General features: G+C 75.3%; 15 protein-coding genes. 3 read left to right on the top strand and 12 right to left on the bottom strand.

The genetic code is table 11. The features are described from left to right. Positions 1-106: 106 nt before the first annotated feature. Positions 107-787: an SUMF1/EgtB/PvdO family nonheme iron enzyme gene (locus AB0Q99_RS33185; RefSeq protein ID WP_363577787.1), complete on the bottom strand. Its 681-nt coding sequence runs from the start codon at positions 785-787 to the stop codon at positions 107-109. Between the two features lie 211 nt (positions 788-998). Beyond that, on the bottom strand, positions 999-1,307 hold the full coding sequence (locus tag AB0Q99_RS33180) for a CocE/NonD family hydrolase (RefSeq protein WP_363577785.1): 309 nt from the start codon (positions 1,305-1,307) through the stop codon (positions 999-1,001). A gap of 101 nt (positions 1,308-1,408) precedes the next feature. Between AB0Q99_RS33180 and AB0Q99_RS33175 the strand changes: the two genes are divergently transcribed. Beyond that, positions 1,409-2,026, top strand: a complete 618-nt coding sequence (locus AB0Q99_RS33175) for a TetR family transcriptional regulator (protein WP_363577783.1) — start codon at positions 1,409-1,411, stop codon at positions 2,024-2,026. Between the two features lie 62 nt (positions 2,027-2,088). Here the strand turns inward: AB0Q99_RS33175 and AB0Q99_RS33170 are convergent, their stop codons facing one another. Continuing rightward, the gene (locus tag AB0Q99_RS33170) at positions 2,089-2,697 is read right to left on the bottom strand and encodes a TetR/AcrR family transcriptional regulator (protein ID WP_363577781.1); all 609 of its coding nucleotides are present in this window, start codon (positions 2,695-2,697) and stop codon (positions 2,089-2,091) included. An 87-nt stretch (positions 2,698-2,784) separates the two neighbouring features. On the opposite strand from AB0Q99_RS33170, the gene AB0Q99_RS33165 reads away from it, so the two are divergent. Beyond that, positions 2,785-4,278, top strand: a complete 1,494-nt coding sequence (locus AB0Q99_RS33165; RefSeq protein ID WP_363577779.1) for an MFS transporter — start codon at positions 2,785-2,787, stop codon at positions 4,276-4,278. 112 nt (positions 4,279-4,390) lie between these two features. Here the strand turns inward: AB0Q99_RS33165 and AB0Q99_RS33160 are convergent, their stop codons facing one another. From AB0Q99_RS33160 to AB0Q99_RS33150, 3 genes are all read right to left on the bottom strand, one after another. Next, entirely contained in the window at positions 4,391-11,635 is a 7,245-nt protein-coding gene (locus AB0Q99_RS33160) for a thioester reductase domain-containing protein (RefSeq protein ID WP_363577777.1), read from the bottom strand. A 71-nt stretch (positions 11,636-11,706) separates the two neighbouring features. Then, complete coding sequence (locus AB0Q99_RS33155) at positions 11,707-12,564, bottom strand: methyltransferase domain-containing protein (RefSeq protein WP_363577775.1); 858 nt, start codon at positions 12,562-12,564, stop codon at positions 11,707-11,709. Beyond that, positions 12,561-15,086: a lantibiotic dehydratase gene (locus AB0Q99_RS33150; protein ID WP_363577773.1), complete on the bottom strand. Its 2,526-nt coding sequence runs from the start codon at positions 15,084-15,086 to the stop codon at positions 12,561-12,563. The genes AB0Q99_RS33155 and AB0Q99_RS33150 overlap by 4 nt, the downstream gene beginning before the upstream one ends. Positions 15,087-15,205: 119 nt before the next feature. Here AB0Q99_RS33150 and AB0Q99_RS33145 point away from each other — a divergent pair, with 119 nt between their 5' ends. Next, entirely contained in the window at positions 15,206-16,405 is a 1,200-nt protein-coding gene (locus AB0Q99_RS33145) for a M20 family metallopeptidase (RefSeq protein WP_363577771.1), read from the top strand. Between the two features lie 107 nt (positions 16,406-16,512). Here the strand turns inward: AB0Q99_RS33145 and AB0Q99_RS33140 are convergent, their stop codons facing one another. Genes AB0Q99_RS33140 through AB0Q99_RS33115 form a run of 6 tightly spaced genes read right to left on the bottom strand, consistent with a single transcriptional unit; the run spans position 16,513 to position 24,452 of the window. Next, positions 16,513-17,184, bottom strand: coding sequence for a VOC family protein (locus tag AB0Q99_RS33140; RefSeq protein WP_363577770.1), 672 nt, complete (start codon positions 17,182-17,184; stop codon positions 16,513-16,515). Continuing rightward, the gene (locus AB0Q99_RS33135) at positions 17,184-18,287 is read right to left on the bottom strand and encodes an FAD-dependent oxidoreductase (protein ID WP_363577768.1); all 1,104 of its coding nucleotides are present in this window, start codon (positions 18,285-18,287) and stop codon (positions 17,184-17,186) included. The genes AB0Q99_RS33140 and AB0Q99_RS33135 overlap by 1 nt, the downstream gene beginning before the upstream one ends. After that, positions 18,259-19,341 (bottom strand): hypothetical protein, encoded by a 1,083-nt coding sequence (locus AB0Q99_RS33130; RefSeq protein ID WP_363577766.1) that lies wholly within the window; start codon positions 19,339-19,341, stop codon positions 18,259-18,261. The genes AB0Q99_RS33135 and AB0Q99_RS33130 overlap by 29 nt, the downstream gene beginning before the upstream one ends. Next, positions 19,334-20,599 (bottom strand): metallopeptidase TldD-related protein, encoded by a 1,266-nt coding sequence (locus AB0Q99_RS33125; protein WP_363577764.1) that lies wholly within the window; start codon positions 20,597-20,599, stop codon positions 19,334-19,336. Before AB0Q99_RS33125 ends, AB0Q99_RS33130 begins: the two co-directional genes overlap by 8 nt. After that, positions 20,596-22,935 (bottom strand): lantibiotic dehydratase, encoded by a 2,340-nt coding sequence (locus AB0Q99_RS33120; RefSeq protein WP_363577762.1) that lies wholly within the window; start codon positions 22,933-22,935, stop codon positions 20,596-20,598. The genes AB0Q99_RS33125 and AB0Q99_RS33120 overlap by 4 nt, the downstream gene beginning before the upstream one ends. Next, positions 22,932-24,452: a hypothetical protein gene (locus tag AB0Q99_RS33115; protein WP_363577760.1), complete on the bottom strand. Its 1,521-nt coding sequence runs from the start codon at positions 24,450-24,452 to the stop codon at positions 22,932-22,934. The genes AB0Q99_RS33120 and AB0Q99_RS33115 overlap by 4 nt, the downstream gene beginning before the upstream one ends. Positions 24,453-24,459 lie beyond the last annotated feature (7 nt).

The following is a 24,459-nucleotide window of genomic DNA, read 5'->3' as shown; positions in this document are numbered from 1 at the left end:
AGCCGCTCGCGCTGCCAGATGGCGTAGTCGGCGTACTGGACCGGCAGCGGCGGGAGGACGGGCGCGGTTCCCTCCAGCTCCGGCGTGGGTGCGGCGGGCCGCCCGCTCAGGAGGCCCCGGCGGAGGGGGTGCGGGCGAGCCGGAACCCCAGGTCGTCGATGCGGAAGGTCGGGTGGCTCTTGCGCCGGCACGACGCGCGGCACGCGCGCGGCGGGTCGTAGGCGCCGCCGCCGCGGAACACCCGGTACGGGCCGTAGACCCGCGGGTCGTAGTGGTCCCAGCACCACTCCCACACGTTGCCGATCATGTCGTGGAACCCCCAGGCGTTCGCCGCCCGGCCGCCGACCTCGTGCACCCGCTCGCCGGAGTTGCCGCGGTACCAGGCGATGTCGTCCAGCTCCCCGTACCGGACCGCCGACCCGCCGGCCCGGCAGGCGTACTCCCACTCCGCCTCGGAGGGGAGCCGGAAGCCGTCGGCCGTGCGGTCCCAGACCACGTCGAACGCGTCGGGACCCTCGTCCGGCACGTAGCAGGGCCGCAGCCCGAGGGCCGCCGAGTACAGGTTGCAGAACCGGACGGCGTCCTTCCAGGACACCTCGGTCACCGGCCGTCGCCCGGCCGAACTCCCCGGCGCCTCCGAGGAGTTCGGCGCCCCGCCGAGCACGGCCGCGTACAGCTCGCGCGTCACCGGGTGCGCCGCCAGCTCGAACGCCCCCACCTCGTTCTTCCAGTCCGTCATCGTGCCCTCGTCCCGCAGCACGATCTCCCCGGCCGGAACCCCGATCATGGACACCCCGGGAAGCGCCCGCGGGCCGCCGGCCCCACCACCCGCCACGCCGCCCACCCGTGCCCCGCCCAGATCCTGCGTCGTCATGCGCCGATCCTATCGCCCCACGTCACACCCCCTCCTGACGGCCAGTCACCGGCGGTCCGTCGGCGCATCCCCCGATGAGGTCGACGGCGGGGGTGTGGTGATGCCCCTCGGGTCCGGGCCGGGGTCAGGTCCGTCGCCGTGAGGTGATGACGAAGGCGGGGATCACGTGGTACCCGAAGACTCCGGCCTCGGAGCGGCCGGTGTCGCGTTGGTCGGCGACCACGACCGCGGAGCCGTGGTCGGTCCAGTACTCCAGCGGGCCGGTCTCGATGAACCGGAACATCGACACCGCGCGCAGGTGCACCAGGTCCTTCTGGTAGGGCGCGACCGCGTACAGCGTCGGGAACGGGCCGTCCGCGTCCGGCAGGTACACGTCGGCGCACAGCCGGACGCCGTCGGACGCCTCGACCCACTCGTGCGTGAGGGCGTGCATGACCGCCCCTGATTTCACCAGGTGGGGAAGCTAGTTTCAGCGTATGATGAAACTGCCGGAGACGGCAAGGCCACCCGAATGCATGCGGAAGGTGATGTGGCGTGAGTGCACGAGGACCCCGGGGGGAACGCGGCGAGCAGGCGGACAGGATCCTCGCCGCCGCCCGCAGAGCCTTCGCCACCCGCGGCTACACCGCGACCTCGCTGCGGGCGGTCGCCCAGGACGCGGGCGTCGACCCGGGCCTGGTGCACTACTACTTCCGCAGCAAGCCCGGACTGCTGGAAGCCGTCATGCAGCCCCCCGAGGCGTTCGGCGCGGCCGTGGCGGACGCCGCCGAACAGCCCATCGAGCGGCGCGGGCGGGCGTTCGTGCAGGCCACCCTGCGGCTGTGGGAGGACCCGGTCACCGCCGAGACCCTGCGCGCCATCGTCCTGACCGCGTCCCAGGAGCGCGCCGCCATGGAACGCCTGCGGCAGCTGTTCCCCGAACTCGTCCTGGCCGTCGTCTCCCACAGCCTGTCCGACGCCGAACGGAACCTGCGCGCCAGCCTCATCTCCAGCCAGATCGTCGGCATGGTGATGAACCGCTACATCTGGCAGGTCGGGGACATCGCCACCCTCCCCGCCGACACCGTCGCCGACCTCCTCGCCCCCACCATCCAGCACTACCTCGCCGGCCCCCTGCCCGCGGGCCTCGGCGCCGGCGGAACGCCGAGCTGACCGGACCCCGCGACGGCCGGGTACTCCCGCGCTCCGGGGCGGGGGCCGGCGCCTGCTCCCGGTCAGTCGGTGGGGCGGGGCCGGCCCGGTTGCGGGCGGAGGCCGTCGAGGAGGATGCCCAGGTAGCGGCGCCAGTCGGGGACGCCGGCCTGGACGACGTGGCAGAGGCCGATGTACAGGGGGGACACGTCCGCGACGGTCAGGTCCTCGCGGACCGAGCCCTCGGCCTGGGCCCGCTTGAGCACCGTGTCGGTGAGCTCGTTGAGTTCGGCGATCGCCGCCGCGTCGAAACCGCTGCCGCCGACCATCGCCGTGACCGTCTCCGCGTAACCCCGGTCCTTCTCCTGCATGATCCCGCAGAACTCCAGGGAGCGGGCGAGGCCGTGCCAGGGGTCGGGGTCGGGGAGCACCTCGGTCCTGAGGAAGTCCAGGGTCTCCTGGAAGCGGTGCGCGACGATCGCCTCCGCCAGTGACTCCTTGGTCGGGAAGTGGCGGTACACCGTCCCGACGCCCACCCCGGCCCTGCGGGCGATGTCGCCCATCTGGGCGTCCTGGCCGGACTCGGAGAAGGCGGCCCGGGCGGCGTCGAGCACCTTGAGCCGGTTGCGGGCGGCGTCGGAGCGCAGTTTGCCGCCGGTGGGCGTGCCGGAAGGGGGAGGGGTGTTTGACAAGGGGAACCGCGCCTCCGTATCGTCGCCATCCGGAATCGGACGTCCGATTCCGCTTACCACTTTAACCCACAGGAGCGTATCCCTCCCATGGCCACGCATCCCACTTCCGCCTTACCGTCCGCGCCCCCGACCTCGCCCTCAGCCTCGGATCCGCTCCGCTGGAAGGCGCTCGTCGTCCTGGCCGTCGCCCAGCTGACGGTGGTGCTGGACGCCTCGATCGTGAACGTCGCGCTGCCCTCGATCCAGCGGGACCTGCACGTCGCCGACTCCGACGTCCAGTGGATCGTCAACGCCTACGCCCTCGCCTTCGGCGGCTTCCTGCTGCTCGGCGGCCGGACCGCCGATCTGCTCGGCCGGCGCAGGGTGTTCATGACCGGACTCGGCCTGTTCGCCGCCACCTCGCTGCTCGGGGGCCTCGCCCCGACCGCGGGCCTGCTGATCGCCGCCCGGGTCGGCCAGGGCCTCGGCGCCGCGATCATCGCGCCCGCCGCGCTCTCCATCGTCACCACGACCTTCACCGAGGGCGCCGAACGCCACAAGGCCCTCGGCATCTGGGGCGCGCTCGCCGGTGCGGGCGGCGCCATCGGCGTGCTGCTCGGCGGTGTGCTCACCGAGTGGGCGGGCTGGGAGTGGGTGATGTTCGTCAACGTGCCGATCTGCGTCGTGGCCGGCGTCCTCGCCCCGCGCTTCGTCCGGGAGAGCCGCGGCCACGAGCGGACCGGCATCGACCTCGCCGGGGCCGCGCTGGTCACCGGCGGGCTCAGCGTGCTGGTCTACGCGCTGGTGGACGCCGAGCGGGCGGGCTGGGGCTCGGCCGGGACCATCGGGCTGCTGAGCCTGTCGGCCGTCCTGCTGCTGGTCTTCGCCCTGGTCGAACTGCGCCTGGTCGAGCACCCGGTGATGCCGCTGCGGATCTTCCGCAACCGCGACCTCGCCGGCGCCAACGCGGTGTCCCTGCTGGTCGGCGCCGCGCTGCTGTCGATGTTCTTCTTCATCTCGCTGTACCTGCAGCAGGTGCTCGGCTTCTCCGCCCTGGAGGCCGGACTGTCCTACCTGCCCTTCTCGGCGGCGAGCATCGTCGCCGCCGGTGCGGCCTCGCAGCTGGTGACCAGGGTCGGGCCCAAGCCGATCCTGGCCGGCGGTCTGGCGCTCACCGCGGTGGGACTGCTGCTGTTCACCCGCGTCTCCGCCGACGGCACGTTCGCCGGGGACGTGCTCCTGCCCTCGGTGGTCGCGGCCCTCGGGCTCGGGTTCTCGTTCGTGCCGGTGACCATCGTCGCCGTCTCCGGCGTGACGCCGCAGGAGTCCGGCCTCGCCTCCGGGCTCATCAACACCACCCAGCAGATCGGCGGCGCGCTCGGCCTCGCCGTGCTCTCCTCGGTGGCCCACACCCGGATCGGCGAGCTCCTGGCCGGCAGGCAGCCCGACGGCCCGGCGGTGGCCGACGCGATGACGGAGGGTTTCCGGCTCGCGTTCGCGGTCGGAGCGGGGTTCGCCGTGCTCGGCGTGCTGATCACCCTGCTGGCCGTCCCCGGGGCCGACCGCCCGGTGCGCGACGACGTGCCGGTCACGCCGGTCTGACGGACGGCGGGAACCGCACGCGGGACGGCGGGCACCGCACGCGCGAGGGCGCCCAACCCGGCCTCGACGGCTCCGGGGTGAGCGCCCTCGCGCGCTGCTGGGGGCGGTGGCCTCAGTAGGACAGCCCCGGGCAGTACACCCCCTGCCGCGGCGCCGCGTACGAGCCGCGCACCACCAGCGTCTCCAGCCGCTCCAGGCGGATGCCGCGGGTGCGCAGCGCCCAGCTCAGGGTCTCCGGCATCAGCCGGCCCGGGACGCGCAGCCGGGGTGCCGGGCCGTCCGGGACCGCCCGGCGCATCAGTTCGCCCGCGCCGGTGTACAGGGCCCGGGCCGCGGCCTCCGAGACCGCCGTCAGGTGGCCCAGGTCGGACAGGCCCGTGGTGTAGCCGGCGACCGCACCGCTCGACCGGTCCACCACCACGTACGGCTGGGACCAGCCGAAGGCCCGCTTGGCCGCCATGTGGATCTCCCCGTCCCGCGGATGGCCGTTGACCGAGCGGTACAGCTCCTGGCACGCGGGCACGTCCTCCTCGGTCATCGGGCGCACCGCGAAGCCCGCCAGGTTCGCCGGGGTGGGCGGCGCGTACCCGGTGACCAGGGACAGCTGCTCGGACGGCGTGAAGCCGAGCGAGGAGTAGAGCCGGTACGCGCCCAGGTTGTCGGTCACCTGGACGGCCCGGACCGAGTCCCGCTCGTGCCGGGCGGCCGCGTCGATCACCTCGTCCATCAGCAGCCGGCCCACCCCGCCGCCCTGCGCGCCGGGCGCGACGCTGAGCGGGCCGAAGGCGGCGACGGACTCGCCCAGGACCAGGAAGTTGGAGCCCAGCACGGCGCCCGAGTCGTCGACCGCCACCAGGGCGAGGCAGCCCGGGGCCGCGAGCCGGTCCCGGAACATCTCCGTCACCTCGTCCACCGACGACCACTCCGGAGTGAGGCCGAGCGAGGCGTTCAGGGTCTCGAAGGCGTCGAAGCAGATGGCCGCCATCGCCGGCAGGTCCTCCCACGCCGCCTCCCGGACCCGGAAGCCCTGCGCACCGCCGTCCACGGCGTGGCCGCCCGGCTCGGGGAAGTAACCGACGCGGACGAAGAACCCGACGTACTTCTCGAAGAGTTCACGCGTCATCGGCGGGCAGTCGATGCCGGTGCCGGCCAGCAGCTCCCGGGTCTGCGAGGTGTCGACGGACAGGTAGTGGTTGCGTCCGCTGTAGATGGTCGACTCGAACGCGTCGATCATCGGGACCATCGCGTTGTCACGGTCGGCGCGGACGCGCCGCACCCAGGCGTCCCAGCGGAGTTCGTCCAGGCGGTAGCCGAGCGAGCGGAGGGACTCCGTCATCGCGGCGAACGGCAGGTGCGTTCCGTTGGCGAGGTGGTGGTTGCGGCCCGCCGCCCGGTCGTCGCGGGACAGCCGCAGGATCGCCGCGCTGACGTGGTCGACCGGCACCAGGTGGAAGATGCCGGCCGGATCCTCCGGTACCGCACCGGCCTGCACGATGCCCTTCATGCTCAGCCAGACGAAGTCGTGGGTCTGGCAGAATCCGCGCTGCGAGTCGCCGGAGATCTCGTCCACCCGGTAGATCGAGACCGGCAGGCCCCGCTCCCGGGCGAGCTCGATGATCTGCTCCGCCACCAGCTTCGTCTGCCGGTAGCCGGAGGACAGCGCCTCGGCGGGGCCCGGCGGATCGGTCACCCGCAGGGCCATGCCGGGGACCGCCTCGGCGGCGAACACACCGGTGGACGAGACGTGGTGGACGGGCACGGTGCGGTGTCGTGCGGCCAGCCGCAGGATCTCCGCGGTGCCCGTGACGTTCGCGTCCTTCAACGCCGGGTACGGGTAGAGGCCGTTGACGGTCGCGGCGGCGTGGTAGACCGCGTCCACGCTGCGGGCGAGGGCGTCGAAGCGTTCGGGGGTCAGCCCCAGCAAGGGCCGGGCGAGGTCGCCGACGACCACGGACAGCCGGCTCCGGTCGAGGTCGTCCCAGAACTCGTACCACTCCAGGTTCTTCCGCAGCCGCGCCAGCGCGTCCGCCTCGTCGGCCCCGCGCACCAGGCAGTGCACGGTCGCCCGGGTCGTCCGCAGCAGATCGCGCAGCAGGTACGCGCCCAGGAACCCGGTCGCACCGGTGAGGAACACCTCCCGCGGGTCCTCCGCGACCGTGATCACCTCGTCGGCGGGGGAGATGTCCGCCGCCAGGACGACCTCGGCGGCGAAGTCCACCGCGTCCTCGTCGGCGTCCGGCGTGGCGGACACCGCGGCCAGCACCTTCGCGAGCAGGTGGTCGGCGAGCACCGCCGGGGTCGGGTGCTCGAAGACGATCGTCGGGCTCAGGCTCACCCCGCAGAAGTCGCTGAACTGGTTGCGCATCTCCACGGCCATCAGGGAGTCGACGCCGAGGTCGAGGAACGGCACGTCGGGGTCGATGGCGTCCGCGCCGTCGTGGCCGAGCACCGCGGCGACCCGGATGGCGATCCGGTCCATCATGTGCAGGAGCTGCTTCTCCTCGTCCAGGCCGGCGAGCACGCCGGCCAGGCGGGCGGCGACCTCCGGGCGCTCACCCGGCTTGAGCACCCGCCCGGACCGGGTCGCCTGCCCGGCCGGCTGCTGGGCCGGGACCGCGGTCGCGGCCGGGGTGGGAGCCGTGAGCGCGGGCAGCCAGTGGCGCTTGCGCTGGAAGGCGTAGGTCGGCAGCGTGAGGTGGCGGGCGGCGGTGCCGTCGAAGAACGCCGCCCAGTCGACCGGGACACCGGCGGTGTGGAGCGCGGCGGCGACCCCGACGGCGGTCGCGGCACCGGGCCGGCCCCGCCGGGACATCGGCAGCGCCCGGTGGTCGTCCGTCCGGTCGCCCGCGCCGGCGGCGTCGGCCTCGGTGCCGGCGAGCGGACGCACCAGGGCCGTCAGCGAGCCGTCCGGTCCCAGTTCGACGAAGGTGTCGGTGCCCCGCTCCCGCAGGGTCCCCAGCGCGGCGGCGAACCGGACGGCCGAGCGCAGCTGCCCGGTCCAGTACGCGGGGGTCAGCAGTTCCGCACCGGCGAGGAGGCCGGTGACCGTGGAGACGATCGGCAACTCCGGCGCACGGTAGCCGACGGTCCGGGCCACGGCCTCGAACTCCGCCAGCACCGCGTCCATCCGGGGCGAGTGGAACGCGTGACTGACCGTCAGGCGCTTGGTCCTGCGGCCCTGTTCGGCCACCACCCGGGCGACCTCCGCCACGGCGTCCGCGTCGCCCGAGACCACGACGGACCGGGGCGCGTTCACGGCGGCGATCCCCAGCCGGGACTCCCGGCCGGCGAGCAGCGGCAGCACCTCGTCCTCGGCGGCCTCCAGCGCGACCATGGCACCGCCTTCGGGCAGCGCCTGCATCAGCTCGCCCCGGGCGGTGACCAGCCTGGCCGCGTCCGCGAGCGAGAACACCCCGGCGACGTGGGCGGCGGCCAGCTCGCCGAGGGAGTGGCCGGCGAGCGCGTCCGGTCGCACCCCCCAGGAGCGCAGCAGTGCGAACTGCGCCACCTCCAGGGCGAACAGGGCGGGCTGGGCGAAACCGGTGCGGTGGATCCGCCCGTCGTCCGCCGCCTCGCCGGTGGCGAGCAGCAACTGCCGTACCTGCGGCGCCAGATGGTCGCACACCGCGTCCAGTGCCTCGGCGAACACCGGGAACGCCTCGTACAGGTCACGGGCCATGCCCGCCCACTGGGAGCCCTGGCCGGTGAAGAGGAACGCCGTGGTCCGGGCGGCCCCGGCGTGCCCCGTGGTCAGTCCGGCCGCGGGCTCGCCCTCCGCGAGCGCGCCGAGCGCGCGCAGCAGCTGCTCCGCCCCGGCCGCGCCGTTCGGGTCGTCCGGGTCGCGGGTGAGGTCCGCGACGACGGCGGCCCGGTGGTCGAGTCCGGCCCGGGACAGCGCCAGGGTGCGCCCCACGTCCGCCGGGTCCGGCTCGGGAGCCGCCCGCAGGAACGACTCCAGCCGGCGGGCCTGGTCGCGCAGCGCGGCCGGGGACTTCGCGGACAGCAGCCACGGCACGGCGGGGAGCGCCCGGACCGGGACCGCGGGCCGCTCGGTCGAGGGGGAGGGCGGCGCCTCCTCCAGGACGACGTGGGCGTTGGTGCCGCTGATGGCGAAGGAGGACACCCCGGCGCGCCGGGGCCGTCCGTCGGTGACCGTCCACGGCCGCGCCTCGTCGAGCAGCCGGACGTTCCCCGACGACCAGTCGACGTGCGGCGACGGCCGGTCCACGTGCAGGGTCGCCGGGAGCACGGCGTGTCGCATCGCCTCGACCAGCTTGATGACCCCGGCCATGCCCGCGGCGGCCTGGGTGTGGGCGATGTTGGACTTCACCGAGCCCAGCCAGAGCGGCCGCCGCGGATCCCGGCCCCGCCCGTACGTGGCGAGGATCGCCTCGGCCTCGATCGGGTCGCCGAGCGTGGTCCCGGTGCCGTGCGCCTCGACCAGGTCGACCTCGTGCGCGGCCACCCGGGCGTTGGCGAGCGCCCGGCGGATCACCCGTTGCTGCGCCCGGCCGTTGGGCGCGGTGAGCCCGTTGGACGCGCCGTCCTGGTTCACCGCGCTGCCCCGGACCACGGCGAGCACGGGGTGGCCCGCCCGCCGCGCGTCCGAGAGCCGCTCCAGCAGCAGCACTCCGGCGCCCTCGCCGAAGGCGGTGCCGTCCGCCGCCTCGGCGAAGGCCTTCACCCGGCCGTCCGGGGCGAGCCCCCGCTGCCTGCTGAAAGTGATCATGTCGTCGGGGGTGGCCATCACCGTGACCCCGCCGGCGAGCGCGAGCCGCGACTCACCGGAGCGCAGCGAGCCGCAGGCCAGGTGGAGGGCCACCAGGGACGCGGAGCAGGCGGTGTCGACGGTGACGGCGGGGCCCTGCAGGCCGAGGGTGTAGGCCACCCGGCCGGACATCACACTGCCCGAGGTGGCGAAGCCGAGGAAGCCCTCGTACTCGGAGCCGGGCGCGGCGAGCGTGCTGTACGTCTGTCCCTTGGTGCCGACGAAGACGCCGGTCTCCGAGCCGGCCACGCCGGTCGGGTCGAGGCCCGCCCGTTCGAGGACCTCCCACGCGAGCTCCAGCAGCAGCCGCTGCTGCGGATCCGTCGCGGTCGCCTCGCGCGGGGAGATGCCGAAGAAGCCGGCGTCGAACGCGGACGGGTCGGTCAGGAAGCCGCCGCGCGAGGCGTAGCTGGTGCCGGGGTGGTCGGGGTCGGGGTCGAACAGGGTGTCCAGTGCCCAGCCCCGGTCGGCGGGGAAGTCCGAGGTGGCGTCCCGGCCGGCGGCGATCAGGTCCCACAGCTGCTCGGGCGACTCCACCCCGCCGGGGAAGCGGCAGGCCATGCCGATGATGGCGATCGGCTCGTCGCCGTCCGGACCGGACCCCGCGGGGACGGCCGGCTCCGCCGGGAACGCCCCGGCGGGCGTGCGGGTGCCCGACGGCTCCGACGGTTCCGACGCCTCGGTCAGCTCCGCGACCAGCCGGTCCGCGTACGCGGCGGGCGTCGGGTGGTCGAACACCGCGGTCGCCGGGAGCCGCAGCCCGACCAGCGCGCACAGCCGCCGCCCGACCGCGACGACGGCGAGCGAGCCGAGGCCGAGATCCACGAACGGCCGGGTGGCGGCTACCTGTTCGGCCCCGTCGAGGCCGAGCGCGCGCGCCACCTCGGCGCGGACCAGGTCCCGTACGGTCCGGGTCCGCTCGGCCGCCGTCAACGCGCTGAGACGGTCGGTCCACTCGCCCCGCTCGGACGCGCTCCCGTGGTCCGCGGGGGCGCCGGTGGACGCGGTACCGAGCAGCACGGGGTCCGCGTCCGCCAGCAGGTGCCGGGTGATCTTCCCGGAGGTGGTGCGCGGAACGCGCTCGACGGCGTACACCTTCTCCGGCACCTTGAAGAAGGACAGCCGGGTCCGGCAGTGCTCGAACAGCGCCCGGACGTCGACGCCTTCGGGACCGGGCACCACGTACGCGACGGGCACCTCGCCGAGCACCTCGTGCGGCTCGCCGCCCACCGCCGCGTCGGCCACGCCCGGTGCCGTGCGCACCACGTCCTCGATCTCCACGGGGTGGATGTTCTCGCCGCCCCGGATGATCAGTTCCTTGAGCCGGCCGGTCAGGGTCACCTGCCCGAGGGCGTCCCGGCGGGCCAGGTCGCCCGTGCGGTACCAGCCGTCCCGCAGCACCTCCGCGGTGGCCTCGGGCCGCCCGTGGTAGCGCAGCATCAGGTTGGGGCCGCTGACCCAGACCTCGCCCTCCTCGCCGTCGGGCACGTCGGCGCCGGAGCCGTCCACCAGGCGGATGTCCACCCCCGGGACGGCCGGCCCGGCGGCCCCGGCGACCCGGTCGCCGGTCGGCCGGTTCGAGGTGATCGCGCCGGTCTCGGTCGAGCCGTACTGGTCCACCAGCGGGACTCCGAACGCCGCCTCGAAACGGCTGCCGAGGGAGGCGCCGGCGGCCGAACCGGCGACGAACCCCAGCCGCAGCGACGGCAGCCGGGTGGGCTCCTGGCGGGCACGGTCCAGCAGGTAGTGGTACGTCGTCGGGACGCCGGCGAGGAAGGTCACCCCGTCCTCGCGCAGCGCCTCCAGCACCTCGGACGGGGCGAAGCCGCTCATCAGCCGGGCGCCGGCGCCCACGGCCACGACCCCCATGACGCAGAGGTTCTGCCCCAGGCCGTGGAACAGCGGCATCGGCCAGAGCAGCCGGTCGTCCGCGGTCATCCCGAGCACACCCACGTGGCAGGCCTCCACCAGCCACAGCGAGCTGCGCAGGGAGTAGAGCACCCCCTTGGGGCGGCCGGTGGTGCCCGAGGTGTAGAGCATCCAGGCCGGAGCGTCGAGCTCGCCCTCCTCGGGCACCGGTCCGTCGTACCCGGTGGCCGCGAGCGTCTCGTACGCGGTGATGGCGGCGGTGGCGTCGGTGGCGACGTCGGCGGACGGGGTGGGGGAGTCGCCGGTGAGCACGATCGAGGGCCGGGCCGCGCCCGACGCGGCCACCGCGCGCAGCAGCACGTCGAGCCGGGCCGGGTCGCACAGCACCACCGACGCCCCGGAGTCCCGCAGGAAGTGGACCAGTTCGGCCTCGGACGCCTGCGGATTCAGCGGCACCGTGATGCCGCCCGCCCGGATGACGGCGAGGCAACTCTCCACCATCTCCACGCTGTTGCCCATGAGGACGGCGGCGCGTCCGCCCTTCCCCAGCCCCAGCTCGGAAAGCCGGCCGGCGAGCCGAGAGGTCCGCAGGTCCAGTTCCCGGTAGTCGACGCTCCGCCGGGCGTCGGCGAAGGCCACCTTGTCCCCGATCCGGGCGGCGTGTCCGCGGAGCAGTTCGGACAGCGGACGGATCAGCGAAGGGGTCGTGTCAGGAGCCATGTCATCGCACCTCTCGGCTCTGTGTTCGGCGCTTGGTCAGCGGTCTTGCGGTCGTGCCGTCGGTCGTGCCGTCAGCGGACGGCCAGCACGGTCCTGGTCGGGCAGGAGAACTCCAGGGAGCCGTCCGGGCCGGCGAGCACCCGCAGCGCCTCGCGGGCCTCGTCGGTCGCCTCGGCCACCCGCTCCGGGGGCACCAGGTCCCACTGCACGCGGGTGGTCACGGTCCTGGTCCACGCCAGGTAGTCGTCGATGGCCTCGAAGCGGGACTTCGCCGGGACGTGGCGGATCCGCACGTCGCGGAAGCCGGCGGCGAGGAAGGCCGCGGCCGTGGACTCCTCGCTGACCAGCGGGCCGCCGAGGCCCAGGACCACCTGCCACGGGTCGTCCACCCCCGCGGGGAGGTACTTGGCGAGCACGCCCGCGAGGATCTCGGCCGACTCCCAGCCCGCGGCCAGCCTGCCGTTCTCGGTGGGGAAGGTGGTCGCGGCGAACCTGCCCCCGGGGCGCAGCGCCGCGGCGGCGCAGGCCAGGGCCTTCTCGGCCTCCGGCAGCAGGAACAGGACCATGCCGGCGCTCGCCGCGTCGAACGGCTCGGCGAAGGCGAAGTCCTGGGCGTCGCCCAGCGCCGCGCGGGCCCAGCCGGACACCCCGCGGGCCTCGATGTCCGCCGTGCAGGCGTCGACCATGCCCTGGGCCTGGTCGATGCCGAGCACGAAGCCCTGCGGACCCACCGCGTGCGCGATCGGGAACAGGCAGGCGCCGCGCCCGCAGCCGATGTCGAGCACCCGCTCGCCCGGCGAGAGCTCCAGGGTGTCGGCGATCATCGTGCCCAGCGGATGGAAGATCATCCGGCCCGCCGACTCGTACTGCGCGGCGGCCTTGTCGTAGGCGTCCCTCACCAGCGAGGTGATGCGGAGGTCCTCGGTCATGACGTGCTCTCTTCCTGCTCTTCGCGAGTCAGCGGGTTTTCGGATGTCAGCGGCCGCACGACGCAGCCGAGACGGAATTCGGCACAATGCGTTTCGCCCGCCACGCGCCACCACAGGCGGTCCGGGGTGGGCAGCATTTCGGACACGACGACTTCCCCTTCGGGCAGTCGCGCGAGATCGATCACCGACAATGGATCGGCGAAATCGACGTACAGCGGCTTGGGTTCGGCCGGGTGCTTCACGTAGACGTGGCGCGGAATTCCCCGGTCGGCCCGGAGCCGTTGCACGGCCAGCCATTGCGTGACGGTGTCCCCGGCCTTTTCCGGAGCCTTTTCCGGCAGGTCCAGCCGCCAGCGGGCCCGCTGGACCACGACACCGTCCACCACGATCCTGGGGGTGTACGCCCCCAGGTCGACCGGCACCGGGACGAGCGCCGGCCTGGACACCGCGCGGTGCAGCGTCGACGACAGGTCGCCCGGGTAGAGCAGCCGCCGTCGGCCGTCCACCACCACCGCGTCGGCCGAGGCGGGCACCACGGCGTCCGCGATCGGCACCACCTCGGCCCGGTCCTTGCCCGAGAGGCCGCTCAGTTCGATGGCGGCACCGGGGAGTTCGGGGGTCACGTGGGCGCTGCGCCGGCGCGAGACGATGGTCGCGGCGGTCCCGGGCGGGACGGCTCGCGCCACCCGCTCGGTGAAGCCGGCCCACAGCCCGTCCGGGTCGCTGTGCAGCGGACGCTCGAGCCCACCGAAGATCGAGCTGCAGTCGTCGTGCAGCTCCGAGAGCACCCAGGTGGCGGTGGCCGGGTCGGGGCCCGCCACCATCAGGTCGGGACTCGGCAGGCACGCGTCCTCGGGGCCGTAGGACACGGCGTCCCACAGCGGCGCCAGCGCCTCGGCCAGCTCGCCCCGGCTCAGCTCCACGACCGGCGGGCGGCCGTCCGCCGACCCGGCGGACGCCGCGGCCCGCCCGACCAGTTCGCGCAGCGCCGCGTCCAGCCGGTCGCGGCGCGGCGTACGGGCGGGGATCGCCCGTGCGGCCAGCGCGGCGAGCGACGCCGGGGCGCCCGCCAGCTCGGCGCGCAGCGCGTCCCGGGCGTCCTCCCTGGCCAGCAGCGCCGCCAGGAACGTCAGCGGGAACACCGCTTCGATGACCTCCCGGATGCGCTCCACCACCGGCGCGCCGAAACCGACCCGCTCGCTCAGCGGACTCGACCTGTCCTCGTGGAACAGCTCGCGGTCGGCGTAGTGCCGGCCGCTGTCCTGCGACACCCGCCCGCCGTCCTGCGCGCGGGCCGCCCGCACGGCGACCAGGTGCGCCGCCCGCTCGGGCCAGGCCGTCGCCGCGTACGCGTCGCGGACGTCCGCCAGCTCCGCCACCCGGTCCGTGGGGTGCTCGGCAGCCAGCCTGGTCAGCGCGTGCAGCTCGGTCGCCGGCAGCCGCCAGGGGGAGACGACCAGCGCCGGTCCGAGCGCCTTCACCAGCCGGGCCGCGTACGCGTCCCCGGTCCCCGCCCGCTGCGCGGGCGGCACCGGAACGGCGGCGGCGACCAGCGCGTCGAGCCGGCTCCCCGGCGCCGCGGCGGCGGCGCTCCAGAGCGCCAGCGCGGGCGCCGCGACCTTGAACCGGCGCCCGTCCACGGCCCGTTCCAGCACCGGGGAGCCGTCCGGCCGGCGGAACAGCGGACTGGGCCACACCCGTTGGTGGGTCAGCGGCACCGCGCCGGCGGCCTGCTCCCGCAGCTCCTCCACCAGCCAGGCGCTCGCCTCCACCACGACCTTCTCGCGGCCGGGCGCGCCGACCAGCAGAGCCTCGTCCTGCTCCGGCACCAGCCGGCCGAACAGCACCGGGCCGAAGAACGAGACGGTCTCGCACTTGGTGGCGAACCGGCGCAGATAGCGGTGCAGGGTGTCGACCTGACGGCGCAGGGTCCGCGGCAGGGCGCCCCCGTCCCGCGCCCGCGCCCAGCCCGGATGCGTCAGCGGCGGGGTCTCCAGGGCGGTGTGGTGGAACGAGGGGTTCGACACGAACACGGCGTGCCCGAAGTCGTCGCGGCCGGCGGCCGTCGCGGTGTGCAGCCGGGCGCGCAGCAGCGCCGCCTCCAGCTCGGCCGCGGCCGCCGTCAGCCGCTCGCCGAGCTCGGCGACCAGCGCGTTCCAGCGGGGCGCCCAGTCCGGCGCGCCGGTCGCCGTGAGGACCGCCGCGCACCGCTCGTCCAGCGACGCGCCCTCCTCCACCAGCCGGCGGCAGCTCTGCAGGGCCCGCAGCGAGCGCTGGCGCGGCTCGACCGTCCGGACGGCCTCCCGCAACCCCGGCCACCGCCGGTCCAGGAAGTGCGCCCGCTCGGCGGCGAGCGCCCGCTCGGCCGCCAGCACGGCGGCGGCGGTGTCGAGCAGCTCCCCGGAGGCGAGCCCGTCCAGCAGCGCGGCCGGGAAACCGGTCGCGCGCAGCAGCGACCAGGGCATCAGCTCGACCGAGAGTTCCCCGTTCCCCGCCCGCACGTTCCACGTCAGTGACGCCATGTCAATTCTCCAGACTGGTCTCGCTTTTCGTCGGCGGCTCCGGTAAGAAGGAAAAGGCCCGGACATTCTCCGGCCATCCAGCCGCCGCCGATCCCGGTAATCCGGAGGGGAAAGAAAAGATGCGAATCCCGTCTCGGGTCATGCGCAGTTGCCGCGAAAGCGTCGACCGCGCCGAACACAAACTGATCGCGCTGTCGCGAAGCATTCACGCCGAGCCGGAGACCGCATTCCAGGAGCACCGCAGCGCCGCCAAGGTGAGTGGCCTGCTGCGGGACGAGGGGTTCGACGTCGTGCCCGGCGCCGGCGGCCTGGAGACCGCGTTCACCGCCCGCTACGGCAGCGGCCCGCTCACGGTCGGGCTGTGCGCGGAGTACGACGCCCTGCCGGGCCTCGGCCACGCCTGCGGGCACAACCTCATCGCCGCCTCGTCGGTGGGCGCGGCCCTGGCGCTGCGGGACGTGGCCGACGACCTCGGCATCACGGTCGTGGTGCTGGGCACCCCGGCCGAGGAGGAGGGCGGCGGCAAGATCACGATGCTGGAGGCCGGTGTCTTCGACGAGGTGTCGATGGCGATGCTCGTCCACCCGGCGCCCGAGGACAACTGCGCCCCCCGCCCGCTCGCGCTGGCCGAGCTCGAAGTCCGCTACACCGGACGCGAGTCGCACTCCGCGCTCGCCCCGCACCTGGGCGTCAACGCCGCCGACGCCCTGACCGTGGCCGAGGTCGCCGTCGGCGTGGGCCGCCAGCACTTCGAGCCGCGGCAGCAGGTGCACGGCATCGTGACCCGCGGCGGCGAGGTGCCCAACGTGGTCCCCGCGCACACCAGCGCCCTGTACAACCTGCGCGCCGCCGACATGGAGTCCCTGCGGCGCCTCGAAGCACGCGTCAGGGCCTGCTTCGAGGCCGGTGCCGTCGCCACCGGCTGCACCCACGAGGTCCGCTCGACGCCCGCGTACGCCGAACTGGCCCACGATCCCTTCCTGGTGGCGGCCTACCGGGCGGCGGCGACCGAACTGGGCCGCCCCCTGGTGTCCCCGGAGGAGGAGAGCGCGATGCCCACCGGCAGCACCGACATGGGCAACGTCAGCCGGGTGCTGCCCAGCGTGCACCCCAGCATCGGCATCGACAGCGGCGACGCGGTCAACCACCAGCCGGAGTTCGCCCGGGCCTGCGTGACCCCGGCGGCCGACCGGGCGCTGCTCCAGGCCTCCGTCGCGCTGGCCTGGACCGCGGCGCAGGCCGCCGAGGACGACCAGGCCCGCGAGCGGCTGCTCACGGCCCACGCGGCTCGCCGCGGCGCGGAGCGCCCGGCCGGCTGACGGCCGGCGTCCGGTCCCGCCCGGCCGGGCGGGACCGGACGCCCCGGCCGCGGCGGTGCCGCGGCCGGGGCTGCCCGATGCCCCCACGGGCGCGGGGCGTGCGGGGGTCACGGAAGCCGCACCACCGTCTCGCCCTCGGCGGTGTCGAGGTGCACCGCCGTGACGCGGGGCCCGGCCGCGGGGTCGACCACCACGTCGAGCGCGGCGAGCCCGGGCCACCGGTCCGCCCAGTCCCGCTCCTGCGCCGGGCCCGTCTCCAGGCGGCGCAGCGCCGTCGGGCACACCCGGTGCCCGGCCGCCGTCAGATCGCCCGGCACCCGGGCCGCGCGCGCCCGCGGGTCGCCGTAGCTGAGGAAGAACGGCAGCACCCGGCTGCGCCACGACAGGTCGAACGCCGCCTCCGCCCACGGCACCCGGACGCCGTCGGCCCGGACCGACTCGCCGCGGAAGAGGTCCGGGTCCGCGCCGGTGACCGTCTCCACCTCGCGTGCGGTGGACTCGATGTCGTCCGTCAGCACCGCCCAGTTGAGGAAGTCCGGGCCGTCCGCGGTCCGTTCCAGGAACAGCCGGCCGAAGTCCTCCTCCGCCAGGCGCCGTTCGTCGTGGGTGACCAGCAGCTCCAGGTACTGCACGTCCGGAGTGTCGAAGGGCACCACCCAGCTGGCCGTGCCGTCCGGGTTGGGGCTGCCGTCGGTGATGCCGAACCCGTAGCGGTCCCACAGCAGTTCGCGCAGCGGCTCGATGGTCCGCGCGCCGATGATCACGTGGTCGAGGCGCATCAGGAGGCGCCGCCCAGGGCGTGCGAGGGGCACATGCTGTACGGCAGGGCCTCCCAGTCGTCGTCGACCAGGCCGAGCGCCATGCCCTTGCCGGTGGTGCGCGCCGAGAGCAGCCCGTGCCCGGCGTGGCCGGCCGACAGGAAGATCCGCGCGTGACCGGGCAGGGCGCCCGCCAGCGGCCGTCCGGTGCCGGACACCGGACGCAGTCCGGCGCGCAGCTCCACCGGCACCGAGTCCGCGAGCCCCGGCATGACGGTCGTGGCGAACCGCAGCATCTGCTCGATGCCCTGGGTGGTCACGTGCTCGGCGAAGCCGGTGTCCTCCTCCGTCGCGCCGACGATCACGTCGTCACCGACCCCGGGCGCGAGGTAGTAGGCGGAGGACAGGATGCAGTTCAGCTCCTCGTCGGTCCGCAGCACCGCCATCTGCCCGCGCTGCGGCCGGACCCCGGTCGCCTCGGCCAGGCCCTTGCCCGAGCTCCAGGCGCCGGCGGTGACCACCACCCGGTCCGCGCGGAGCGTCCCGTCGGAGGTCACCACCGAGACGGCCGCGCCCTCCTCGCGCACCTCCCGCACCGTGACGCCCTGCCGCCAGTCGACGCCGCGGTCCAGGCAGCGGCGCCGGACGGCGTCCAGGTAGCGGCGGCCGTCGATCATCAGCCCGGCCGGGTCGAGCAGGTAGCGCCTGGTGGCCGGCAGCCTGAGCCCGGGCGTGGCCTGCGCGAGGGCGTCGCCCTCCACCCAGTCGCCGACGCCGAGCCCGTCCAGCACGTCGCCGCAGGTCTCCAGGTCCGGCTCGCGCAGCGCGCGCACGATGGGCCTGGCCACGCTGAACGCGCCGTACTCCGGCTCCAGCCGGGCGACGTCGGCGTCCAGGTCCAGCTTGGCGGTCCGCAGCCAGTCGTAGAACTCCCGGTCGGGGAGGTAGCGCAGCGAGGGGACCGCCACGCCCGCCGCGCGGTTGGTCGAGTGCCCGGGCTCGTCCCCGGAGTCGAGCACGCGGACCGACGCCCCGCGGCCGCTCAACTCCTCGGCGAGACAGGCACCGACGATCCCTCCGCCGATGAGCGTGAAGTCAGGGGTTGACGATGGTGACGACGGCATGTCCTGCACCTTCCATTTCGGCCGCGCCGGCGAGTACCAGCGAGCGGGTGGTCACGTCGCTGTCGCTGTGGACAGCCATGGGTGGGCCGGCCAGGCCACGGGCCTGGCGCAGCAGATGGACGGGTCGGCCCCGCAGGACGAGGCGGAACCAGCCGTCGGGCCGGTCCGCGACCCGTGCCAGGCACTGGAGCCGGACGGTGCCGTCGCCGTGGTAGCGCTGGAGTCCCTCCACGCACCAGACGAGTTCCAGCGCGTCCGGGGGCAGCTCGGCCCGGGGCCCGTCGAGTTCGAGCCGGGTCAGCGGCGGCGGGACGAACCCGCCGGCGTCGTGGTCCCACACGGCCCGGCCGAGCGCGATGCCCTCGGCGAGCGGGGGCGGCGGGCAGATCCGGCCGCCGTCCACCAGGACGGTGGGCAGCGCCGGGGCGCCCCGGTCGTCCCGCCCCGACCCGGGTGGCGCCGACGGCAGTTCGGTCAGGGTCAGCTTCGGCAGGACGCGCCGCCCGGCCAGCCGGCCGGCGCTCGCGCGACCCCCGCGCGAGGTCAGCGAGAAGGCCGCGCCGGCCACCAGCACCGACGCCACGGACGGCCGCAGCAGCAGCGGCCGCTCGCGCCAGTCGGCCGGCGGGTCGGCCGGTACGAACGGCTGCGGGAGCGAACCGAGGTCGTCCCAGGGCAGGGCCGCCACCAGTGCGGCCGGCTCCCCCCGGCCGCTGGTCCCGAGCAGCACGGGACCGCCCGGGGTCTCGACGCGGGCCAGCACCTCGGCCCGCCGCGACACCGGCGGACCGTCGCCGTCGTGCCACTCGTGGACCTGCGCCACCGCGCTCTGCAGGCCGGCGACGGCCGAGGCCGCCCGTTCGGCCGCCGCGGCGAGCAGCAGTCCGGTCTCCTCGCCCGCGTCCCGGTCCGTCGGCCCGGCGACCCGCCGGGAGCCGGTGACCAGGCCCGTCGCGTCCCGTTCGACGCGCAGGACGTCGAGCGAGACGGTCAGCCGCGGCGCGCCGCGGGTGGGCGTGACGATTCCGGCGGCCCGGATCCGGGTCTCAGCCACGGGCCACCGCCCGCAGCCCGACGAGTCCGGCCGGCAGCCGGAAGCCGGCGTTCGCGAACGACACCGGCACCGGGTACTGCCCCAGCTTCCCGCAGCCTCCGGTGGCCCGCAGGTAGGCGGCGACCCGGTGCTCGTAGGGCCGCAGCCCCGCGAGCACCCGCGCCCCGTCACCGGTCACCGTCAGCGGGCCCAGCCGGGCGGTGCTGCCGTCGGCGCGGTGCAGCAGGGAGAACGGGGCACGGAAGGCGAAGGCGCCCGAGGCGATGTTCATGGTGTCCAGCCGCAGCCCGTACGGGGCGATCCAGTCGCCCGAGGGCGGCTCCGGCTCGGCCGCGGGCTCGATCACGGCCACGGTGTGGGTCATCCGGGGGATCGCCGGGTGCCGGTAGCTCTGTTTGCGCCCGTGCCCCGTGCCGGGGCCGCCGCCGGACAGGGCGGCGAGCGCCCGGTCGGTCATCGGCTGACCCACCGTGCCCCGGTCGATCAGCCGCAGGGTGCGGCACGGGGTGCCCTCGTCGTCGAACGGGCTGCGGTAGCCCGGTCCGTCGTGCGCGCCGCCGTCGAGCACCGACAGCCACTCGGGCCCGACCCGCCGGCCGGCGCGCGCGCCGAGGTAGCTCGTCCCGGACGCGACCACGTCGGCTTCCATCGGGTGGCCGACGATCTCGTGGAAGAACGCCCCGGCGAGGCCGGGCAGCAGGACGAGGTCGGCGCCGTCCGGGAGTTCGGTGGCGAGCGGCAGGGCGAGGCGTTCGCGCACCGCGTCGGCCGTCCGCCCGGCCGCCTCCCTCAGCCCCTCCGGGTCGGACCACGGCGGGGCGCACAGCAGCGACCGGGAGTGGACGGTGCCGTCGGCACCGGTCAGCCTGGTCTCCAGGGTGGTGACCAGCCGCTCCGCGGTGGAGACGCGCTCCGGGTCGCCCGCGGCGACGTGCTGCTGGGCCACCCCCAGGGTCAGCTCCGCGCCGGTCCCGGCGGCGATCCCGGCCAGCGCGGTGCGCAGCTCGGGGGTCAGCTCGAACAGCGGCCGTTCCTGCACCTCCCGCAGCGCCTCGGCGGCCTCCGGGCTCGCTCCGGCGGCGCCCGAGGACAGCAGGTCGTCGCCGTCGGCGAAGCGGTGCTCGGCGCGGCCCGGGGCGAGGTGCCGTTCGACGCTCATGCCGCGCACCGAGGTCCGCTCGGTGGTGACGGTGCCGTCGGGGAGCACATCGGCCCGCATCCGCTGCGCGTGCTCGGCGAAGAGCGTGGTGTGCGTCATCGCGTGCTGCTCCCGCCCTCGTGCTCGCCGTCGGTTCCGCCGTCGGTTCCGTCGTCGTGCGCGCCGCCGTTCCGGTCGCTGCTCCGGCCGATGACCTGCATCCGCAGCTCGCTGGTGTAGCGCCGGCCCTCGCTGTCGCGCAGCCACAGCTCCTCCGGCCCGGGCGACATCCGCTCCACGCCGAGCTGCTCGGATTCGCCCGCCACATGGCTGATCAGGTCGGCCGCGAGCGGTGAGGCCAGGTCGATCAGGTACGGCTTGCGCTCCCGGGCGCTGCGGCAGAAGACGAACCGGGACCCGGTGTCCCGGGCCAGCCTGCGCAGCGCGAGGAAGCGCGCTTCCGGTTCCGGCGCAGCCAGCGCCGCGGTGGGCACCTGCCACCGGGACCGCTGCAGGACGACCGACCCCAGGGCCACCTCGGGCTGTGCGTCCTCGGTGGTGAAGGTGGGGTGGAGCACCTGCGGGTGCGAAAGGGCGGCGACCGGGGCGTACTTGACGAAGTCGCTGAGCGGGACGTACGCGCTGACCGTCCGGCCGTCCGGATCGTGCAGGGTGACCTCGTCCGGCCCGATCCGGACCGTGAGGTCCTCCGGCTTCAGCAGCTCCGGCCGGTCGTGGTCGGTCCAGGTCAACGGGCGCATCGCGACCTCGCGGCCGGGGAAGCGGTAGTAGCCCTTGTTGCGGCGCCCGAAGTCGAGCCCGACCACCGCGCCGTCCTGCTCCGCCGTCCAGGCGGCGGCGTCCGCGCCGAGCCGGTCCGGATCCGGGTGCATGGTGCCCAGCCAGCTGTGCACCAGCAGGTGGTGGTGGGCGCGGGAGAGCACCAGCGGGGCGGCGAGGCCGAGCCCGGCGGCGTGCGGCGCGGCGGGGCACAGGTCGATGACCGCGTACCGGTCGCCGTCCAGCGCCGCGGCCTCGTCGGTCAACCGCTCGACCTCGGCCCGCCAGTCGGTGCCGGGGTAGCTCGGCGCGTGGGCCGCCTGGAAGGTGCTGGTGGAGTCGGCACGGCTCGCGGCCGCCCGGGTCGCGTAGGTGAGGAGGTCCAGTTCCGTGCCGTCCGCGCCCTCCCCTCCTGCCGCGCCGTCCGTGAAGGCGTCGCGCACCGCGGCCGCCGCGGCGCGCTGGGCGGCCTGCCCGTGCGCGGCGCACACCTCCAGCACGGGGGCGAGCTGCCGCTCCCAGTCGTCGATCAGCCCGGCGCCGAGGGTCAGCGCGAAGGGCGACGCGCACTCCTCGAAGAACACGGCGCGGTCGGCGTACGCCGCACCGGCGCCCCTCCTGGCCGGCTTGCCGGTGAACTCGGTGAACCGGTTCTCCAGGGCGGTGACCGCGGCCTCCTTGCGCTCCAGCGGAAGCTCCGCCAAGTCGTCGATGAGCGAGGAGAGTTCGGCGATCCGGCCGAGCCACAGCTCGCGGGCCGGCGAGGCGGGCAGCGCGGAGAGCTGGTCCCGCAGGGTCGCCAGCGGCTCCAGGTCGTAGTCGCCGCCGCCGAGACCGACGGTGACGGCCTCCTCGGCCACCAGCCGCATCAGCGTCCTGGCCACCTCGCGGGCCGGCTGCCCGGCGGCGCGCGCCACCTCGCGGAACACCGTTCCCTCCGGGGCCACGAGCGACAGCAGCGGCTCGCGCGCCGCGTCACCGCGGCCGGTGGAGTGGAAGGCGAGTCGCGGCAGGATCCCGGGGTCCCTGGCGATCGCCGTGGCCAGCGCACGCGCCGCCCAGTGCGAGAAGAACACCCGGCGGACCCGGGGCACGTCGTCGCGCAGCACGGCGTCCGCGCCCTCACCCACCGTGCCGTAGGCCATGGGCCCGAAGAAGCTCACCGTCTCGTTCTTCGCGCAGAACCGCTGCACGTAGGTGAACATCTGCCGGCGCACCCGGCGCCAGCGCGAGGTCAGCGGGCCCTCGTACGCCAGCAGCGGGAGCAGCATGTTGCGGTACGCGTCCGGGTTGGACAGGAACACCGCCTCGGCGACCCGCGGATCCGCCAGCAGGTCCCGCAGCCGCTCGCCGGCCTCCTCGTCGGCCTGTCGGCAGGCGAGCGCGTAGCGTTCCCAGGTGTCGGCCCAGGCGCGCACCGCCGCGCTCCACTGCGCTCCGCCGGACTTCGTCGGCACCTGCCGCACCCGTCCGCGCAGCACGTCGGAGCGCAGCGACTCGGCGCGGGAGCCGCTGAACCGCGTCTCCACCAGCTCCAGGACGGCCCGCTCGCGGTCGAGCAGTTCGTCCGCGAGTTCCAGCAGGGAGTAGGGCGCGCCCAGCTCCTCCAGCCAGTCGAACGGCATTCCCGCATGGCGCAGGATGAACTCCCGCCCGATGCGCCACTGTCGGCTCACTGGTCCCTCCGCATCACTCCGGCTTGGACCAGCCGGTCGGTCAGTTTCCTTCGGACGCCGTCGCCGATCCGGTCCAGGACGGCGGTGTCGCCGGACGCGAGCCGCTCCACGACCGGCGTCAGCTTCGGATGCAGCCGGAACGCGCTGCCCGCCCGCAGGTTCACCACGAACGAACCCGGGCCCCGGTCGTCCGGGCCGGGCCCCTCCTCGGCCACCACGGCGGCCGAGGGCTCCCACACCGGGGTCCGGTCCGGTTCGGCGAGCACGCAGCAGGCGAACCGGCCGGGGAACAGCTCGGCCACGGCGCCGAGTTCGGCGTTGAGCACGCCGATCGCCGCGGCGCGCGCGGTGTCGTCGAGCGTCCCGGGGGCGCTGAACCGGTCCCAGCGCGGCAGGTCGTGCTCCGGGGCCGGGTGCCGGGTCAGCGGCACTCCGTCCCAGGTCTGCGGCGCACCGTCCCAGGTCTGCGGCGCACCGTCCCCGGCCGCCGGCGCACCGTCCCCGGCCCGCACGGCCGCACCGGCACGGACCGCCGGCAGCCGGAACGGGCTGAGCCCCGCGAGCCCGGGCCCAGGCCCGGACAGCAGGCTCCGCGCCGAGGCGCCGGTCTCCTCGGCGCTCACCCCGGGCGCCCCGACGAGCAGTTCGACCCGCAGCGGTGCCCCGTCCGCCGCGGCCAGGACGGCCCGCAGATCGGTCCGGCCGCCGTCCGCGCCCGTCACCTCGGCCCAGGACGCCAGTCGTGCCACGGTCAGTGCCGCGCCCCGGCAGTCGCGCCAGGCCTCGGCGGGCAGCGCCGCCGCCTCGTCCGGGGCCAGCCAGCCCGCCCAGGGGCCACCGGCCCGCCAGTCGGCCGCGCGGCGGACCCAGCGGACCGGCGTGCCGTCCCCCGACCACTCCTCGCCCAGCCGCCAGGCCGGAGTCCAGTCCTCGAAGCCCGCCGCCGAGAACGGGGCGAGCGCGCGCAGCGCCTCCCGGTGCGCGACGGCGAACCGCCCGCACAGCACCACCCGTTCCGGGCCGAGCGCGGTCAGGAGCGCGGCGGCGGCCGGGAGTTGCTGATCGGTCTCGATCAGCAGGTGCGCCCGCCCGTCCGGGACCGCCGTACGGGCCCACCGCAGCTCGGGCCCGAGCAGCCCGGTCCGCTCGGCGGCCCGCACCACGTCGGCCCCGCGCTCGGTGGTGCCGCCGACGAGCTCCACGTCGTCCGCGGCCAGCCGCAGCGCCGGATCGGCCTCGCCCGCCAGCCGCAGCGCCATGCCCACGGCCCGCAGCCGGCCGGCGGACCGGCCGCCCCGCGCGGTGACCCGGGCGGCGGCCCGCGCGAACAGCGCCTTGGTCCGGTCCTCCGCCGGGTCGGTCCCGCCGCGCCGGCCGAGGGCGTAGTCCTCGGCCAGCCCGGCGAGGGCCCCGGGGCCCGCGAGGCGCGCGATGAAGCGCGCGTTCACATCGATCAGTTCGTCGCCCGGTCCGAGGTCCGGTGCCAGACTCGGATCGAACAGGGGAGGGAGCACCACCCGGCGC

The sequence above is a fragment of the Kitasatospora sp. NPDC086791 genome, from assembly GCF_040685975.1.
Classification (GTDB): domain Bacteria; phylum Actinomycetota; class Actinomycetes; order Streptomycetales; family Streptomycetaceae; genus Kitasatospora.
Note: the sequence above shows the minus strand (reverse complement) of the source record. Positions and strands in the feature narration are given on the sequence as shown.